We start from the raw sequence: 17653 nt of genomic DNA, 5'->3' as shown, positions 1-17653 counted from the left end.
TATCAACGTTTTCCTATCTATAGAGAAGTTAACGCCCCGTTTGGCACTTGATGTGAAATACGGCGGTCGTGACTGAGAGACGCCATCTCGTCTCGCCCGGCGCCTTCCTGGCATCGGAATGACTTCCTACGTGATGACAGGACAGAACACCGATGATGAAGCGCCTTGCGGCTGGCGGGACGATCATGATGATCGCACTGGAAATTCCTTCGCTGGCTTACTCCCAGACCGCTTCTCAGATCACTCCTCCGACCTTCGCGCCGCCACCGCCAAGGGTTGATGCTCCGATCGTCATTCCGCAAGGGCCTGGAGCGCAAGCGCCAGCAGGCGCCGAGGAAATCGAGCTGAGCCTAGGCGATGTCAGCGTCGAAGGTGCCGATCTCGACACCAAGGCCTTGGCCAATCTGCGCGAGGCTCTTGTCGGACATCCGGTCAAGCTTTCCGAAGTCTTTATCGCTGCGCGCGCCCTGGAGGCGGATTTTGCGCGCCAGGGCCATGTGCTGACGCGCATTACCGTCCCAGCCCAAAGCCTTAACAAAGGCGCCACTCTCAAGCTGATAGCTGTTCAAGGCTTTATCGAGCGTGTCGATGTAACCGGCCTGCCCCGCCCTGTGCAGCGACGCATCGCGGCAACGCTGGCTGCTCTCGAAGGCAGCACGGACATGACCCAGGCCGATCTCGAACGCCGCCTGCTTCTCGCGGGTGACGTGCCGGGTGTTACCCTGCGCTCCACGCTCGCCGCCGGCGAAACGCCGGGCGGTACCGTATTGGTGGTGGAAGGAACCTATAGACCGATCAACGCTTTGCTGTCGGTAGACAACAGCCTGCCGAGCGCCCTTGGCGGCAAGAATTTCGCGATCGGAGTGACCTTCAACGGGGTACTCGGCGCGGGCGAGACGGTCTATCTGCGCGCCGCAGGCATTCCCAACGTCACCCGTGACAACAGCTTTCTCGATCCGACACCGCGCAACCGGATGCTGGCTGCCGGCGCCATCGTGCCGATCGGCCATGATGGACTGCGTCTCAATGTCGAGGGCACGGATGCGCGAACGGCACCACGCCATGCAGACACCGCGCCCGGATTCGGCACGCACTTTAAACGGCTTTCAACGCGTCTGAACTATCCTATCATCCGCAGCCGCGCTCTCAACCTCGTCGGCGAAGTGACCTTCGACGTCCAGAATGAACGAGTGCAGATCATCGATCCGCTGACATTGCCGATCTCGCTCGACCGCCTCCGCGTGCTGAGGAGCTCAATCGACGGCCGCGCGGCCTTGCCCAGCAACGGCATGGCCCGCCTGCGAGTGGAGTTTTCGTCCGGCATCGACGCGCTGGGCGCCCGCTCGGCGGCAGAAGCCACTCCGGTCCAGCCGCTTTCCCGCGCCGGGACCGATGCAGACTTCCAGAAGCTGACCATCGATGCCGGGATCGATCAACCTGTTGCGCCGCATCTTGCGCTGTCAGCGAACGGCCGCGCGCAAACGGCGTTCGGGCAGGTGATGGCCAATGCCGAGCAAATCGGCATCGCCAGCGCCGACTGCCTCTCCCCGCTCTATTCGGGCACGCTTCAGGGAGATAGCGGTTATGTGGTGCGCGGAGAGATTCTCGCTCCGCTCGACCTCGACACGCGCGGCTTGTTCGCGCGCCTGGCCCCCTACATCTTTGCGGCGCATGGCGAGGTCCATCTGCAGCGCCCCACCGTGGTCGAACGCAGCAATACTGGCGCCACCGCCTATGGCCTCGGCCTGCGCGTGAACGGCCAGACATCCGGCGGCAGCGCCGGCGTTTCCGCCACATTGGAATATGGCCGCGCCAAAATCGAGGGAATCCGCCGCGAAACCGACCGCGTCTCCTTCAGCATCCTGACCCAGTTCTGAGGACCAGAACCATGAACCGCAATTTCGCGCTCGCCCTCCTCGCTTCCACCGCCCTGCTGCCGGTCACGGCCAAAGCACAGCAACTTCCGAGCGGCGGACAGGTCGCCGCCGGCAACGCTGCCATCAGCGCCCCTTCCGGTGGCGCCATGACCATCACCCAGGGCAGCGACCGCGCCGTGATCAACTGGCACGACTTTTCGGTTGGCGTCGGCGGACGGGTCGACATTCTCCAGCCCAATGCCGGTTCCGCCCTGCTCAACCGCGTGACCGGGGGCACCAGTTCCACGATCGCCGGCCAGATCAATGCCAATGGCCAGGTCTTCCTGGTAAATCCCAACGGCATTCTCATCACCCCAACCGGATCTGTAAAGGCGGCAGGCTTCGTCGCCTCGACGCTCGACCTCGGCGACGCGGAGTTCATGCGCGGCGAGATCAACGTCTTCGGTCGGGGCGGATCGGTCACGAACCAGGGGACCATCTCGATCGTCAAGGGCGGCTTTGCCGCGCTGATCGGCGGCAAGGTGGACAACAACGGCCTGATTCTGGCGCCGCTGGGCAAAGTGGCACTGGGCGCGGGCACCCGTGCGACGCTCGATCTGGAAGGCGACGGCTTCCTCCAGGTCGCCCTGCCCGCGAGCGACAGCGGCATCACCATGCCGGGCCGGATCGTGGCCGACGGCGGAGCGGTGGTCATCAGCGCCGCCCAGGCCGTCGATGCCGCGCGCTCGACGGTCAACCTTTCTGGCGTGGTCGAGGCCAAGGGCTTCGAGAGCAAGGGTGGCACCGTGGTGCTGACCGGCGATGCGATCGCTCTCACCGGCGCCAGCATCAACGTGTCGGGCACGCATGGTGGCGGCAGCGTCCTTATCGGCGGCGAGGCGAAGGGCCAAGGCAAGCTGGCGCGCGCCCAGACGCTGAGCGCCGATGGCGCCAGCAGCGTCAAGGCCGACGCGACCGGTGCCGGAAACGGCGGCGAAATCGTTCTATGGTCCGACCGGCACACCGACTTCGCCGGCAGGCTTTCCGCCCGCGGCTTAGGCTCCGGCATCGGCGGCAATGCGGAGGTTTCCTCGGCAGGATTGCTGAACTACACCGGCATCGCGGATCTGCGCGGCAGCCGTTTTGGCACGCTGCTGCTCGATCCCTACAACATTCTCATTTCAAACGGCGCGGACAGCGGCGGTTTCACCGCCAACGCCGATGACAGCGTCATCAACGCATCAACCCTGCAAAACGCACTGACCCTCGCCAACGTGACCGTCTCTACCGGAACGGGGGGCACGCAGGCAGGCAACATCACCGTGGCGGCACCGCTCACCTGGTCGTCGGGCAGTACGCTCACCCTCGATGCCGCGAACGCCATTGCCATCAATGCGCCGATTACCGTGAGCGGCGCCGGCGGAGTGGCTCTGAATGCCGGCACCACGGCGGTTGGAAGCGCCAGCATTCTCGATCTCAGTTTCGGTAACGGAGCGAGCCTCAGCTACACCGGAACAGCTAACAGCGGGCAGCGCCTGGCTATCAACGGCCAAGCCTATGGCCTGCTTTATTCGATGAGCGACCTAACTGGTGTGGTCTATGCCAACGGTAGGTATGCGCTTGCAAACGATCTTGCATCGACAGGAACGTATAGCAGCGCCGTCATCCCGTATTTTAGCGGCACGCTCGAGGGATTAGGCCATCATATCTCGAACCTGACGGTTGTCGGCAACAGCTCCAACGCTACTGGCGGCCTGATCGGAACCCTCGATTCGGGCGGCGTCGTTCGCAATATCGGCCTGCTTGGCGGGTCGGTAACCAATCAATACAGTTTTAGCAGTGGTGTCGGGGGCTTGATCGGCTTCAACCGGGGCACTGTGAACAACGCTTACAGCACCGGTTCAGTCACGGACGGGTCCTTTGGGTTCGCCGGCGGCCTGATTGGCTATAATTACCAAGGAAATGTAAGCAACATTTATGCTACTGGATCGGTGACAGTCGCAAATGGCTTCAACGCTATGGCCGGTGGGTTAATCGGCTACAGCGTTGATGGCACCGTGACCGACGCTTACGCCACCGGATCGGTGTCGGGCAGCTTCGACGGCGCCGTGGGGGGCTTGATCGGTTATGTCAACGGGGGGACAGTTAGCAACGCTTACGCCACCGGTTCGTTGACTATAACGAATGGCTCTTTCGGTACGGCTGGCGGCCTGATAGGCATCAACAACAACGCCAGCGTAACAAACGCCTATTGGGATTTGCAGACATCTGGACAGTCAGGCAGTGCCGGCGGCATCGGCCTCACGACTGCCCAGTTCCAATCAGGTGCGGCAATAGCGCTCGGGTCGGCCTTCGCCGGCGGAACGAACGGGCTCTATCCCTATCTTGCGAGCTTCTTCGCTGATGGCGCGCAAGCGATTTCCGGGACCGCCTATGACGCGAACAGTGCCGCAGCAGCAAGTGCGCAGGTCGGCGTCTATGCCAATGGCGGTCTGATCGGCGGCGGCACGATTTCGACCGGTGCCAACGGCTACTACTACACCATCGTCCAGGCCGGCACGCTCACAAGCGCCACCGGCATCGGCCAGACAGTAACGCTCAGCGGCCAAAGTGCGCCCGGCAGCCTCCGGTACAGCGACAGGCTGGCGCTTGACGGCTACGGCAACCTCTCCGGCCAAGCCCCGATTGCGGGTACCTTCCTCATCGACACCGCCCGGACGCGCTGGTCGGACCTTGATGCAACCTTCGGAGCAAGCGCTCATGCCGCGCTGGACGCTTCGCTTTCGGGGCTGAACCGGCAGGTGACCGCAACGGGCGATTTCACGCTCGACCAGACCCTGACCGTGGATGGCGGACTGAACGTTCAAGCCGGCGGTAAAATAACCGTGGCTGCTCCCATCAGCTGGGCGACCAACGCCGCCGTGACGCTGAATGCGGCAAGTGCCATCGCCATCAACAAGTCGATCGTCGCAAGCGGTGCCGGCCAAGTGACCTTGAACACCGCTACCAGCACGGTCAGCGGGTTCAACCTTCTGAACCTGACCTTCGGAAATGGCGCCGGCATCAGCTACACCGCCGCACCGAACAGCGGACAGAGCCTGTCGATCAACGGGGATGCCTATACGCTTCTCTACTCGATGAGTGACCTCGCCGGTTTGAACAATGCCACGGGCCGTTTCGCGCTGGCCACGAACCTGAACGCCTCCAACGCCTATACCACGGCAGTCATTCCCACCTTCGGCGGCACGCTGGAAGGTCTGGGCCATACCATCTCGGATCTCCGGATTACGCGCACGGCCGATTACACTGCGTTGATCGGAAATCTGCTAAACACCGGAACCCTCCGCGACATAGGATTGACCGGCGCATCGATTTCGGGCGGCGGCTATGCAGGCGGCCTGGCTGGCTACAACGCCGGCGTGATCGTCAATGCCTCGGTGAGCGGCACAATCAACAGCTTGGCCAACAACGCCGGGGGCCTGGTGGGCTACAATGGTGCCGGCCTCATCACCAATGTATATGCATCGGGTTCCGTCAGCGGCGGGCAAAACATCGGCGGTCTGGTAGGCTGGGCGCAGAACGGTGCCATCAGCAATGCTTACGCGACCTCGAAGGTAAGCGGCAGTTCTGCTGTCGGCGGTGTCGTAGGCAACAACCGGGGGGCTCTCACCCACGCTTACGCCACTGGACCGGTCAGCGGCACCAGCTCGAGCCAGGGCGGCCTTGTCGGTAGTAATGGTGGCGGGACTGTCCAGTCGAGCTTCTGGGACGTCGCAACCACCGGTCGACCCAACAGCTCCGGCGGCGGTACCGGGCTCACCACGGCGCAGCTCCAGTCGGGCAGCGCCGGGAGTCTCGGTTCTGCTTTTGCCGGCGGCACGAATGGCCTCTATCCCTATCTCGCCAGCTTTTTCCCCGACGGCGTTCAGGTGATTTCTGGCACAGCTTACACCGGCGGCGGCGTGGGTGCGGCCAATGCCATCGTCAACCTCTTTAGCGGCGGCTCGCTGCTGGCGGGCGGCACGCTGGCGACTGCGGCGAACGGTTATTACTACACCATCCTGCCGGTAGGCACCCTTGCAGACGGCGGCAGCGTCGGCCAGACCCTGACGCTGGGTGGGGCTTCCACGGTGAGCGGCGTTGATTATCGGGACGCAGTCTCAGTCGATTCGCGGGGTAATCTCCTCGGCCTTTCCGTCCAGTCCGGCCTCATGAACCTGACCACCAGCCAGACCCGGCTCTCCGATCTGGGCACGATGGTCCAGGCGACCCTGGGCGCGCTCACCTCGATCGATCCGGACATTTCGACCACGATCAATGCACGGGGCAACTTCACGTTCGACACGAGCTTCGGCAGTAATTCCAGCGCCGCCGACCTCTCGGTGAACACGGGCGGGGACCTGTCCATTCTCGCCGGCGCCAGCCTGACGGCGCGCAATATCAGTCTCAGCGCAGGCGGCAACTTCATCAATCTGGCGGGAGCTTCGGCGCTCGATGCCGCAGGTCGCTGGCTGGTCTATCTTCCCGATGCGCTGGACAACGATTATGGCGGTCTAGACAGTCAGAACACTGCAGTCTGGGCTACTGAAGCCGGAGCAGGCATATCGGCGAACGGCAATCGCTACGTTTTCGGCGAAAGTGCCGGCACGCTGGTGATGACGCCGCTCAATACGTCCAAGACCTATGGCGATACCATCGCCCCGAATTTCGCGTTCATGGTCACCGGTTATCGCCAGGGCGTCAGTGGCGCCTACCAAGGCGATAGTTCCGGCCTCAACTGGACGGGCATGCCCACCTTCGCCTCGACCGGAGCGGCCGCCTCCGCGAACGCTGGCGCCTATGACATCACGATGTCCGGACTGTCCGGCGCTAACGGCTATAACGTGAGCTTTGGCACCGGTACGTTGACGGTCACCCCGCGCGGCCTCAMCGTCACTGCCGATGCGCTCTCGCGCCTCTATGGCAATGCCAATCCGGCGCTGACCTAYTCCGTGGGCGGCGATGGCCTCGTCAACGGCGACACCCTGAGCGGTGCGCTGGCCACCGCGGCAAGTGCCACCAGCAATATCGGCGCCTATGGCATCACCCAGGGCTCCCTCGCGGCYGGCGGCAACTATGCCCTCACCTTCACCGGCGCCGACCTCACCGTCACCCCGCGCGGCCTCACCGTCWCYGCCGATGCGCTCTCGCGCCTCTATGGCAATGCCAATCCGGCGCTGACCTATTCCGTGGGCGGCGAYGGCCTCGTCAACGGCGACACTTTGAGCGGCGCGCTGGCCACCGCGGCAACCGCCACCAGCAATATCGGCGCCTATGGCATCACCCAGGGCACCCTCGCGTCTGGCGGCAAYTATGCCCTCACCTTCACCGGCGCCGACCTCACCGTCACCCCGCGCGRCCTCAMCGTCACTGCCGATGCGCTCTCGCGCCTCTATGGCAATGCCAATCCGGCGCTGACCTACTCMCTGGGCGGCGATGGCCTCGTCAACGGCGACACCCTGAGCGGTGCGCTGGCCACCGCGGCAAGTGCCACCAGCAATATCGGCGCCTATGGCATCACCCAGGGCACSCTCGCGKCTGGCGGCAATTATGCCCTCACCTTCACCGGCGCCGACCTCACCGTCACCCCGCGATCACCGGAAAGCACTGCAGGCAACCTTCTGCCTTACATATTCACACCGAACCTGCGTCCAGTGGTCAACAGCGTCAGTCTCAACCCTGTGATTGATAGCGAATCCGACTCGTCAATGACTTTGGTCTCCTGCCAAATGCAGGGCGGCATTCCATGTGCTAAACACTAACCGGGCAGGGGAGCGCCTGCGCTCCCCTGCCCCTTTTTGCAAGACACTCATCCGAACTCAGGTCGACAGATGACTCAGTCCGATAGCGGCAGGCTCGTGGCGACGGCGATGCCGCCATTCGGGTCGGTACGCCAGGAATATCGGATAACGTGGGTGACCTGCCCCCCGGCGGTCCCTCGCTCATAACGAGAGTCTTGCGGTTGAATATTGCGGCACGCTCGCCTGCACAAGCGCGTCGGGCGTGATGCTATCGTCCTGCACGAACGTCCGACGCGCTTGTGCAGGCGTTCGATTTCCCAACGATGAGTGGGGCCGAACATGGTTGTAGTCGTAGCGCCAGACGGCGAGTTTCCGGCGAGCGTCAGCTAGGCTGTCGAACAGTTCCTCGTTGAGCAGCTCATCGCGCAATGAGCCGTTGAAGCTTTCGATGAAGCCGTTCTGCTGAGGCTTTCCGGGATCGATGTAATGCCACTCGACCTTGTTCTTGCTGGCCCATTGCAGCATCGCCCGGCTCGTAAATTCAGTGCCATAGCACATTGGGAAACGCCGGATCGGGAGCCGCTATGGCCCTGATGAAGACAAGGTCGCGAAGCGGCCGCCGGCTTCATCAGGGCAAGCCATGGCCGGCCAGCATGTGTCTAAAGTGAAGTTGTCGAGACAACACTTTGGAGGCCAACCGACCATGACCAAGCTCATCCCTACGCCTGCCGGCGCCGTGCTGGTAGCCATCGATATGTCGAAGAACCGGCAGGAGGTTCTCATCGAGCGACCGGAAGGCGGGCGGCGCCGACGTATGACCGTGATGGCGACCAAGGAGGACTACGACGGCTTTGCCGAACAGCTCACCGCCATCGGTCGTCCTATCGTCGTTGGATTTGAAGCGACTGGAAATTACCATCGCACGCTGGCGCACAGGCTGCTGACCGCGGGGTTCGAACTGCGCCTCATCTCATCAGTCGCGCTCGCTCGAACCCGCGAAGCGCTCCATAATGGCTGGGACAAAAACGATTCCAAGGACGCGCAGGTGATCCTCCACATGCTGCGGATCGGCGCCACACAGCGCTACGTCGATCCGCTCGCTGCTGGGATCAACGACCTCCAAGAGCTGTCCAAGACCGACGAGGTCATCTCCAGGATGAAGACGCAAACCTGGCATCGCATCTTGACCCATTACCTCCCCCTGTATTTTCCCGAGATCGCGCGCTTCGCCGGCAATAGTCGGTCGGATTGGTTCCTGGCGATGATCGAACGGTTCCCGACCCCGGCCAGCATCACCTCGCTTGATCGGGAAGAATTCTCTGCCGCGGTATGGCCGCTGATCGGGCGCAAGGTCTCCAAATCCCGTTTGATCAACGATGTGTATGAGACCGCCTGCAGTTCTGCGGCGTTGCCGGTGCCCGAGGACTCGATCGCGATCACCATGTTTCGCATGGTCATCGCGCAAGGTCGCAGCCTCATACGCCAGCGCGACGAGATCGAACGGCTCGCCCATGCCCGGCTTGCCGAGCATGTGGATTACCGGCTGCTGCGCAATATTCCTGGCATCGGTCCGATCAACGCCCTGACGATCCTGGCTGAGGCAGGCGACCTTCGCCGCTTCAACCATCATCGCCAGTTCCTCAAGTTCTGCGGCCTCGATCTTGCAACCTGCCAGTCCGGCACGTTTCGCGGTCGCACGAAGCTATCCAAGTACGGCAATGCGCGATTGCGTCGTACATTCTGGATGGCAGCTCAGGTCGCCGCGCGTCAGCGCGACAACAGCTTCCGCGACAAGCTCGGACGATACACTGCCGGGCACGCGGACGATGCCGATCGCCGCCGCAAGGCGATGACGGCGCTCACCGCCAAGATGGCGCGCGTGGCTCACGCCGTCGTCAAGACGGGGACAGAGTACCGGCCGTTCATCGAACGGCCGGATGCCAGGTGGAAGGACCCCTCTCTGCAAGTGCCGTGAGGGCGCGAAAGCGACCCTGTAGATAATGTTTGGGCCTTCCACCTGGGTGCGTATCTCATTCTAAGGACGGTGAGGACCACGGCTGCTTCGGCGCCGCTGGATCCTGTGTTTGCTATGGCAGAGAGCGATCCCGTTGACGGTGGAAGCCATCTGGCTCAGAATGCATGCCGTGCCGATCATTGTCGGCGCATAGAGACCTGCTAGCCAAATCTCGCCGTTGCTTCCCTACCCAGGACGTTATCACTGACAATGCAAGCCGGTTTCCCGTGCAGGCGAACCAGCGCATCCAGTTCGCGCGCCACCCGAGCGCCGGAGATGCTGGTGTCCGCCGCCAGGCACAGGTTCTCCCGGCAACAATCATCATTGATCGCCAGAATCCTGTACTTTCGCGATGCCCCGAACGTATCGGAGACAAAGTCCATCGACCAGCGGCCGCCTGGGCGAAGTGCCCCCGGCACCGGCGTCCGACTGCCCCGGGCCCGCTTGCGGCCGCATCGTCGGCGCACAGACAAGCCTTCCTCCCGATATAGCCGGTAGAGCTTCTTGTGGTTCATGCTCATGCCCCTGCGCTCCAGCATGACGCCGATCCGGCGATAGCCGAACCGACGGCGCTGCCCTGCGATTTCCCGCATGGCTTCGCGGATGGCTCCGTGGTCCGGCGGGCGTTCGCGCCTGACCGTCTTGGGATCGACGCCAATCAGCACGCAGGCCCGGCGCTGCGAGACCTGGTAATCCCGCATCACACCGAGCGCCACGTCGCGCCGCTGGCCCGGCGTCGTCAGCCTTTTCCCAGCAGGTCTTTCAGGATCGCGTTGTCCAGCATGCTGTCGGCCAGGAGCCGCTTCAGCTTGCCGTTCTCGTCCTCCAATTGACGCAACCGATGGGCATCGGAAATTTCCATGCCACCGTACTTCGCCTTCAACTTGTAGAAGGTCGCCGTGCTTAGCCCGTGCTTGCGGCAAACCTCGACCGTCGGAAGCCCAGCTTCCTGCTCCTTGATCATCCCGATAATCTGCGCCTCGGTGAAACGGCTCTTTCTCATGCTTCTGCTCCTTCCTCGTGGACAGACTCTACATCAGAATGAGGGACCTTTCGGGGGGCAGGTCAATCGCCGGCATGAACGTCCTTGTTCAGCGATTGCTGGACCTGCAGGGCCAGCGACCGCATTCCCCGGCGCATATCCGTATGCCCCAGCGCAAGCCACACCCTCACGCCGCTCGGGATCGGGATCACCGGGCCAAGGCCTTGATGACGGCCCCTGCCATGGTCGGCGACGCCGAATTGTAGATGCTCACCCGGGCGCCGTGGGAAAGCTCGACCATGATCGCCGGCTGCACGGGCGTGGGCACGGAGCTCTTGTCTTCCAGCACGACAGCTTCGATGAAGCCATGGTCCTCCTGCGACGCGACGAGCGCCGCACTCAGCTTGCGCCGCCAGGTATAGACCAACGCAGTGGAAACGTCGTGCCGCCGAGCAACCTGTGACACACACGCGCCGGGGGCAAAGGCCTCTTCCAGAATGCGCTGCTGTTCCTCGGTACTCCAGCGACGGCGGCGTTCAGGCCCGCCGAAAACCGTGATCCGTCCCACAAACACCGCTCCTAAGTTCGCAAATAACTGCGACCTTAAGACCGATCCATCACTCCACCGGCAAGGCGCCGCTCAGCGGATGCGTACCGTCCTTCTGCGTCGTGCACTTCAAAAAATCTCAGGGTCGATCCACAACCACCCCTTAAACGGCAGCTTGCTACTGGCGGAACGCGAACTCTGAAAGACGGAGCGCAGGTGTGTAAGCAGGAGGCACCGTTGCTCACCGGTCCGCACAGTTACCAAAATTGCTATGCTATCGAACACCAAGCGCAAGTCTGATCTTTCGGCCAGATCAGATCGCTGGTAGGAATCGCATGCTAGTCCCTCGCAAGACTTGGCACCATACCGAACCTTGAGGCCTCGCTCCGGCGGGGCCTTTTTTTTGAAAAACTGGAATGCCGTCGAACTCAGCATCGCTCGTTAATCGATTGCGTAAGGAAAACCCGACGGTATACGATCACGGGCAGCTCAGCCTCTAAACAAGCAGGAGCTGCTAGCATCAATTAGGGCCGTAATCCTTGAATGATGCGGAGAGGCCGTCGTGGCGGCAATCGCAACGGCCTCTCCAACCAATTGCTCGTGCCGCAGCTCTTAAGCCTGTCGCCAGAGGTACACAACTGCTCAGCTCGTCGCTATTACCCTTGCTCAGAAAAAATTTGATAGCTAGCACCCGCCGATTGCGCTGCGAGGCCCCAATCCTCGCTGAGCTGCGCATATCATCCCAAGGTCCGAAAACTAGGGGGTGGCAGCGCTAGACGAATTGTGATCCGTCGAAAGAAGACCGAGAATAGTGCCCCCACCGTTCTCGGTCTTTTTGGCGCTGAAGAATGTCGCGCGAGTTGGCCCATCTCATCAGACCGTCTTGGACTTTTCTCTAGAACTTATGCCTCCTAGAAAGCGCTGTCGGTAGTCTCCACCAGGTCAGTCCGGCCTGCTCAGTCGAAGGGCCGTTCCCTGGCGACATAAGGCAAAAGTCGCGGCGCCCCCGGTGTTAGCGATTTCAGCGCAACCGGTTCTGATCGACAATCTGGCAATCTGCTATTCTAGGTTCGGAGATGCGGTTGCGTGCCTTCGATGGCGAAGGGTGCAGGCAAACGGACGTTTCCAGAATGGCCTACCGCACGCGCCCGACGATGACGATGACTTCTACGCATTCTATAGGCAAAATCGCAAAGCACAAAATCCAATGCGCTCTTTCGCATTGCCCTAGTCGTCGACCGATCCTTTCATGCCGAGCCACCCTTATCGACCTATCCCTCGATGTTGGCTTTGTAGGAAACGATTGTCGTCGGCTGCAGATCCCCAACCTGATTTGCCTCCTTGATCGCTGTCCGAAACGACGTTGCGAGATAGAGAGCCGCTGTTCCATTGGGTTTGAAGCGGTCGCCGTTGATCTCGGCGTCACGGCCGGAAAACGGCTCACGCGCGTAGATCGGGTTCAACGCCCTATAAAGCTTGCCTTGGTAGTTCATTGAGTCGGCTAGGCGTAAACGCCCGTATCCACCGCATCTATATATTCGAGCACTTCGTTGACCCTACCTGCCTGGACAAGCTGCATCGAGGTCTGGCCCGAAAAGCCCGGCAGCGGTTCAGATCGATACCAAGCGTAGGCGATAAGGTTCGACCCGAAGCGAGGGGTCGCCTTGTTGATGACTTCGATCATTTCCCGCAGCCGGCGCTGGGTTTTGTCGGAACGCAGCCGCTCCTTGCGCTGAACGGCGTCACGGCCGAGGCCTGCGGAACGAGCTACTTCGCCGCTGGTCGTGCGAAATTCCGCCGCGATTTTGCTCGGAGCAAAAAGCCCGTGATCGGTATACTCCAATCGACCCACGACACGTGCCTTACGCAATCATTTGGCCCTTCGTAGCGTCACCCATGGCGGCATCCAAGGTTTGAAAGCGTTTGAGGCCTGAGCGCGCCTTGATTTTCAAGCCGAAACCTTGGTCGCTGCTACTTGGCCTAACACAAAATGCTGCAAACCTTCGCCCAAACGCTGCGCTGCGCCCGATGCGGCGTCCCGCGGACTGCACCTGGCTACACGAGCGTCAGCTTCGGCCCTCTCCGACCGAAGTCAGGGCGAATGACCTCAGCGCCTCCCCGCAGCTGATCAAGGTAATCCGACCAATGCTGCATCATTCGAACCCGCTCATCCCAGTGATGGCCTCGCGTGTAGGCCCTGCGAACGGAATTCGGCTCCGCGTGGGCAAGCTGGCGCTCAATTGCGTCCGGGTTCCAAGTGCCCATTTCGTTCAGCAGAGTGGCCGCCATCGCGCGGAAGCCATGTGCGGTCATCTCATCCTTTTCATAACCCATCCGCCGCAACGCCGCATTGATCGTGTTGTCCGAGAGGGGCCGCTTGGTGGAGCGCATTCCCGGGAATAGATACATGCTGAAATTCTCCCCGTGCTCGATCTCGCCGATGATTGCGAGCGCTTGACGGGAAAGCGGGATCGTATGCGGGCGGCGCATTTTCATTTTGTGCGGCGGGATAATCCAGACCGAGCGGTCGAGATCGAGCTCCTTCCACTCGGCATGCCGTAGTTCGCCTGGGCGGACGAACGTGTGGGCAAGCAGGCGCAGCGCAATGCTGGTGTACTTCGCGCCGTCATAGTCGTGGATTGCCCGCATGAGCGCTCCAACCTGTTTGGGTGCCGTGATGGCCGGCCGGTGCACGACCTTGGGGGTTACGAGGGCGCCGCGCAGGTCGACACAGACGTCCCGTTCCGCTCGGGCCGTTGCAACCGCATAGCGGAAGATCTGGCCGCATAGCGCTCGCAGGCTGGTCGCAGTGTAGAACTTTCTCGTGCTTTCGATTTTCTTGAGTGACAGCAAAACCTCGTGCGAAGTGATCTGTGAGATCGGACGATTGCCGATGTCCGGCATGACGAGGCTCAGCTGCCACTCGCATTTCCTGATCGATTTGGCCGATTTTTCTTCCAGCCGCATCTTCTCCAGCCACTCCTCTGCCACGGACCGGAACGTATGGCCCGCTGCGATCGAGGCAGCCATTTTGTTTAGCTTGGCCTGATAGACCGGATCGATGCCCTGCTTAAGCTGCCGCCGCGCTTCAAGCGCCCGCTGGCGGGCCTCAGCAAGGCTGACTTCCGGATAGCGTCCGAACGAGGCAGTGCGTTGGAGTTGATGCAATTTGAAATTCATTCGCCAGTAGCGGGCGCCAGAAGGCTTAACGAGCAGGTAGAGCCCGTCACGGTCAGACAGTTTATAAGGTTTTTCCCGCGGGCGGGCGCGATCGACCGCCGTCGCCGAGAGACCAGATCTTTGTGATTCGCGCGTCATCGCGATGGTACCTCCAACAGCTCAACAGAACCGCAGGACCATTCATGGCGCCAACTCTGACTGAGATGTTGGTGAACATATCCGGAACTGCCCGGACATTATAACACCCAAGAATGGCGGAAAACAGCCATTCACGGGCCCTTTTGAGCACTTGTGAGAAACGCAATGGAGCGGGTAGCGGGAATCGAACCCGCATAGCCAGCTTGGAAGGCTGGAGCTTTACCACTAAGCTATACCCGCCCATCTCAGGGCCAGTCCGGATCGAGGGACTGTGTCCAGCGTCGTGGCAGCCGCTTGCCACGATAGGACCGGCCTCGTCAACGTCTTCCTTGCAACTTGTTGCGAAGGAAAACGGGCTTCGGCCTTAGTGGCCGGGATAATTCAGGAGCGCGTGAGGCGTGATGCCGGCGGTACGCAGGCGTTCCGCACCGCCAAGGTCGGGCAGGTCGATGGCGAAGAGGGCGTGGTCGACCGTCGCTCCCGCGCGGCGGAGCAGTTCGACGGCGGCCAGCGCGGTGCCGCCCGTGGCCAGCAAATCGTCGATCAGGATCACGCGGTGGCCCTCTCCCACGGCCTCGGGATCGACTTCCAGCGTGTCGGTGCCGTATTCCAACGCATAGTCGATGGCGATGACGGGGACCGGCAGTTTGCCCGGCTTGCGGATCGAGACGAAGCCCAGGCCCAACCGCGCCGCGATGGCGGCGCCGAAGATGAACCCGCGGGCCTCGACACCGGCGATGACCTCGGCGCCGGAAGCCTTCACGGTCTCCGCCATGAGTTCCACGGCCGCGGCGAAACCGGGGCCATCGCCGACCAGCGTCGTCACATCGCGGAACAGGATGCCGGGCTTGGGGAAGTCCGGCACGGTGCGCACCAGCGCCTTGATCTCGTCGAGGGTCATGACCCCACTCCTTAGGTGGCTTGGCGGACAAACGAAAGAGGCCCCCGCCATCGCTGGCGGGGGCCTCTTTCCTCAGGGTTCTGGCGGAAGCCTCAGTGCTTCTTGCCGGCCCAGATGTTCCGGTAGGACATATAGCCCAGGATCGTCGCGAAGAGCAGGAAGCCGAGCACCGGCCAGCCGGTCTGCTTGCGCTTTTCGAGCTTGGGTTCGGCCGTCCAGATCAGGAACGCCGAGACGTCCTTGGCCATCTGGTCCTTGGTGGCCTTGGTGCCGTCGCTGTAGGTCACCTGGCCATCGGCGGTGAGCGGCGGCGGCATCGCGAGGTTGAGGTTCGCGAAGTAGGGATTGTAGTGCAGGCCATCCGGCGTCTTCGAATCCGGGAACTTCTTCAGAAGCTCGGCCGGCTGGTTCTGATAGCCGGTCAGCAACGAATAGACGTAGGCCRGGCCTTCGTGGCGAGCCTTGGTGATCAGCGACAGGTCGGGCGGGGTGCCCTGGCCGCCATACATCACCGGCGGGAAGTAGTCGGTCGTCATGCCTTCGCGGGTGTTCACTTCGCCGGTCGCGTTATTGTAGACCGGAACCTGAAAGCCCTTGGCGATGGCCTTCACTTCGGCGTCGTTATAGCCGAGCGCAGCCAGGTCGCGGAAGGCGACGTGGCGGATCGCGTGGCAGACCGAGCAGACTTCCTTGTAGACCTGGAAGCCCCGCTGGAGCTGCTGGCGGTCGAACTTGCCGAAAGCACCGTCGCTGGCGAAGCTCACTTCCTTGGGGAGGAGGTGGAATTCGTGCTCCGCGGTGGCGGCCGGCGGTTCGGTGATCTGCTGGTAGGCCCCTTTGCCGAAGGACCACGCCAGGGCTACCGTGAAGAACAGCCCGACGAGGATCGAGAGAATGCGTGCCATGTCTATCGTCTTTCGCTCTAGCTGTTGATCACGCTTCGCCGTGAACGGCTTCGGTGGCGCCATGGGCGGGGCGCAGTTGCGCGCCTTCGTCATGGCCCAGCACCGATTCCGTAATGGAGAAGGGCAGCGGGTCGGGCTTCTCGATGGCCGAGACGATCGGGATGACGATCAGGAAGTGCGCGAAGTAGTAGAGCGCTGCGATCTGGCTGAACATCACGTAGGGTTCGGCCGCAGGCGCGCCGCCGCAATAGAACAGCACCGCCATGGCCGGGATCAGGCCGAAGAAGAAGAACTTGCGATAGAGCGGGCGATACGAGCCCGAGCGGACCGGCGAACGGTCGAGCCAGGGCAGGAAGAACCAGACGAGGATCGCGCCGAACATGGCCAGCACGCCCATGAGCTTGGCCGGGATGAAGAAGAAGTCCTGGGTGAAGGCACGCAGGATCGCGTAGAACGGCCAGAAGTACCATTCGGGAACGATGTGCGCGGGCGTGCTCATCGGGTTGGCCGGAATGTAGTTGTCCGGGTGGCCCAGCGCGTTCGGGAAGAAGAACAGCGCGGTGCAGAACAGGATCGCGAAGACGCCGATCGCCCAACCGTCCTTGGCTACGTAGTAGGGATAGAACGGCACCGTGTCGCTCTCGGTCTTCACTTCGACGCCGGTCGGGTTCGAGGAGCCCGGGATATGCAGCGCCCAGATGTGCAGGATCACCACGCCCACGATGACGAAGGGCAGCAGGTAGTGCAGCGAGAAGAAGCGGTTGAGCGCGGCATTGTCCGGGGCGAAGCCGCCGAGCAGCCACTGCTGGAGCGGTTCGCCCACGAAGGGAATCGCGCCGAACAGGCCGGTGATGACCTTGGCGCCCCAGAAGCTCATCTGGCCCCAGGGAAGCACGTAGCCCATGAAGGCCGTGGCCATCATCAGCAGGAAGATTACGACGCCGAGCAGCCACACCATCTCGCGCGGGGCCTTGTACGAACCGTAGAAGAAGCCGCGGAAGATGTGGACGTAGACGACGACGAAGAACGCCGAGGCGCCGTTGGCATGCGCATAGCGCATCATCCAGCCCCAGTTCACGTCACGCACGGTCTGTTCGACGGTGTCGAAGGCGACCTGCGTATTGGCCGCGTAGTGCATGGCCATGACGATGCCGGTGACGATCTGCAGGACGAGGCAGAGCGCGGCGAGGAAACCGAAGTTCCAGAAATAGTTCAGGTTGCGCGGCACCGGATAGCCGCCGCCGACCGAGTTGTAGACGAGGCGCGGCAGGGGCAGCCTGTCGTCCATCCACTGCATGAAGGGATGGCTCGGTTTGTATTCCTTGGCCCAGGGAAAGCTCATGTTCTTGA

Annotated in this window: 10 protein-coding genes, 1 tRNA gene and 3 pseudogenes; 3 read left to right on the top strand and 11 right to left on the bottom strand. The window is 62.0% G+C overall.

Annotated elements, in window-relative coordinates:
- Positions 1–152: 152 nt before the first annotated feature.
- Both AB4Z00_RS23260 and AB4Z00_RS23255 read left to right on the top strand, forming a co-directional pair.
- Positions 153–1877: a ShlB/FhaC/HecB family hemolysin secretion/activation protein gene (locus tag AB4Z00_RS23260; protein WP_442047398.1), complete on the top strand. Its 1725-nt coding sequence runs from the start codon at positions 153–155 to the stop codon at positions 1875–1877.
- Positions 1878–1888: 11 nt separating this feature from the next.
- Positions 1889–7657 carry an MBG domain-containing protein gene (locus tag AB4Z00_RS23255; RefSeq protein WP_442047397.1) on the top strand — a complete coding sequence of 1923 codons (5769 nt, stop codon included), beginning with the start codon at positions 1889–1891 and terminating at the stop codon, positions 7655–7657.
- A gap of 180 nt (positions 7658–7837) precedes the next feature.
- On the opposite strand, the pseudogene AB4Z00_RS23250 reads toward AB4Z00_RS23255, so the two are convergent.
- A pseudogene (locus AB4Z00_RS23250) lies at positions 7838–8185 on the bottom strand (integrase core domain-containing protein); the annotation flags it as partial.
- Positions 8186–8339: 154 nt separating this feature from the next.
- Between AB4Z00_RS23250 and AB4Z00_RS23245 the strand changes: the two are divergent.
- Positions 8340–9633: pseudogene (locus tag AB4Z00_RS23245) on the top strand (IS110 family transposase).
- A 187-nt stretch (positions 9634–9820) separates the two neighbouring features.
- Here the strand turns inward: AB4Z00_RS23245 and AB4Z00_RS23240 are convergent.
- The 10 genes and pseudogenes from AB4Z00_RS23240 to AB4Z00_RS23195 all read right to left on the bottom strand — a co-directional run.
- Positions 9821–10653 (bottom strand): annotated as a pseudogene (locus AB4Z00_RS23240) (transposase); the annotation flags it as partial.
- Between the two features lie 62 nt (positions 10654–10715).
- Entirely contained in the window at positions 10716–10817 is a 102-nt protein-coding gene (gene tnpB / locus AB4Z00_RS23235; RefSeq protein ID WP_442047443.1) for an IS66 family insertion sequence element accessory protein TnpB, read from the bottom strand.
- A gap of 23 nt (positions 10818–10840) precedes the next feature.
- A complete protein-coding gene (tnpA, locus tag AB4Z00_RS23230) occupies positions 10841–11200 on the bottom strand; it encodes an IS66-like element accessory protein TnpA (protein ID WP_442047396.1) in 360 nt (119 codons plus the stop codon).
- Between the two features lie 1250 nt (positions 11201–12450).
- Positions 12451–12672, bottom strand: a complete 222-nt coding sequence (locus AB4Z00_RS23225) for an RES domain-containing protein (RefSeq protein WP_442047395.1) — start codon at positions 12670–12672, stop codon at positions 12451–12453.
- Between the two features lie 8 nt (positions 12673–12680).
- Complete coding sequence (locus AB4Z00_RS23220; protein ID WP_442047394.1) at positions 12681–13031, bottom strand: hypothetical protein; 351 nt, start codon at positions 13029–13031, stop codon at positions 12681–12683.
- A 203-nt stretch (positions 13032–13234) separates the two neighbouring features.
- Positions 13235–14497, bottom strand: coding sequence for a tyrosine-type recombinase/integrase (locus AB4Z00_RS23215; protein WP_442047393.1), 1263 nt, complete (start codon positions 14495–14497; stop codon positions 13235–13237).
- Between the two features lie 166 nt (positions 14498–14663).
- A tRNA-Gly gene (locus AB4Z00_RS23210) sits at positions 14664–14737 on the bottom strand.
- Positions 14738–14861: 124 nt separating this feature from the next.
- Positions 14862–15398, bottom strand: coding sequence for an adenine phosphoribosyltransferase (locus tag AB4Z00_RS23205; RefSeq protein WP_442047392.1), 537 nt, complete (start codon positions 15396–15398; stop codon positions 14862–14864).
- Positions 15399–15490: 92 nt separating this feature from the next.
- Complete coding sequence (locus AB4Z00_RS23200; protein WP_442047391.1) at positions 15491–16303, bottom strand: cytochrome c1; 813 nt, start codon at positions 16301–16303, stop codon at positions 15491–15493.
- Between the two features lie 28 nt (positions 16304–16331).
- The gene (locus AB4Z00_RS23195; RefSeq protein WP_442047390.1) at positions 16332–17645 is read right to left on the bottom strand and encodes a cytochrome b; all 1314 of its coding nucleotides are present in this window, start codon (positions 17643–17645) and stop codon (positions 16332–16334) included.
- Positions 17646–17653: the final 8 nt, after the last annotated feature.

Origin of the sequence: Novosphingobium sp. YAF33, from assembly GCF_052113265.1 — a bacterium.
Classification (GTDB): Bacteria; Pseudomonadota; Alphaproteobacteria; order Sphingomonadales; family Sphingomonadaceae; genus Novosphingobium.
This window is presented reverse-complemented; position numbering and strand designations above follow the sequence as displayed.

What these genes read in the sequence shown, in the direction of transcription:
- AB4Z00_RS23225 (WP_442047395.1), bottom strand. Translation starts at nt 12,672, where the DNA reads ATGAACTACCAAGGCAAGCTTTATAGGGCGTTGAACCCGATCTACGCG.
- AB4Z00_RS23205 (WP_442047392.1), bottom strand. Translation starts at nt 15,398, where the DNA reads ATGACCCTCGACGAGATCAAGGCGCTGGTGCGCACCGTGCCGGACTTC.
- AB4Z00_RS23195 (WP_442047390.1), bottom strand. Translation starts at nt 17,645, where the DNA reads ATGAGCTTTCCCTGGGCCAAGGAATACAAACCGAGCCATCCCTTCATG.
- AB4Z00_RS23260 (WP_442047398.1), top strand. Translation starts at nt 153, where the DNA reads ATGATGAAGCGCCTTGCGGCTGGCGGGACGATCATGATGATCGCACTG.
- AB4Z00_RS23215 (WP_442047393.1), bottom strand. Translation starts at nt 14,497, where the DNA reads ATGACGCGCGAATCACAAAGATCTGGTCTCTCGGCGACGGCGGTCGAT.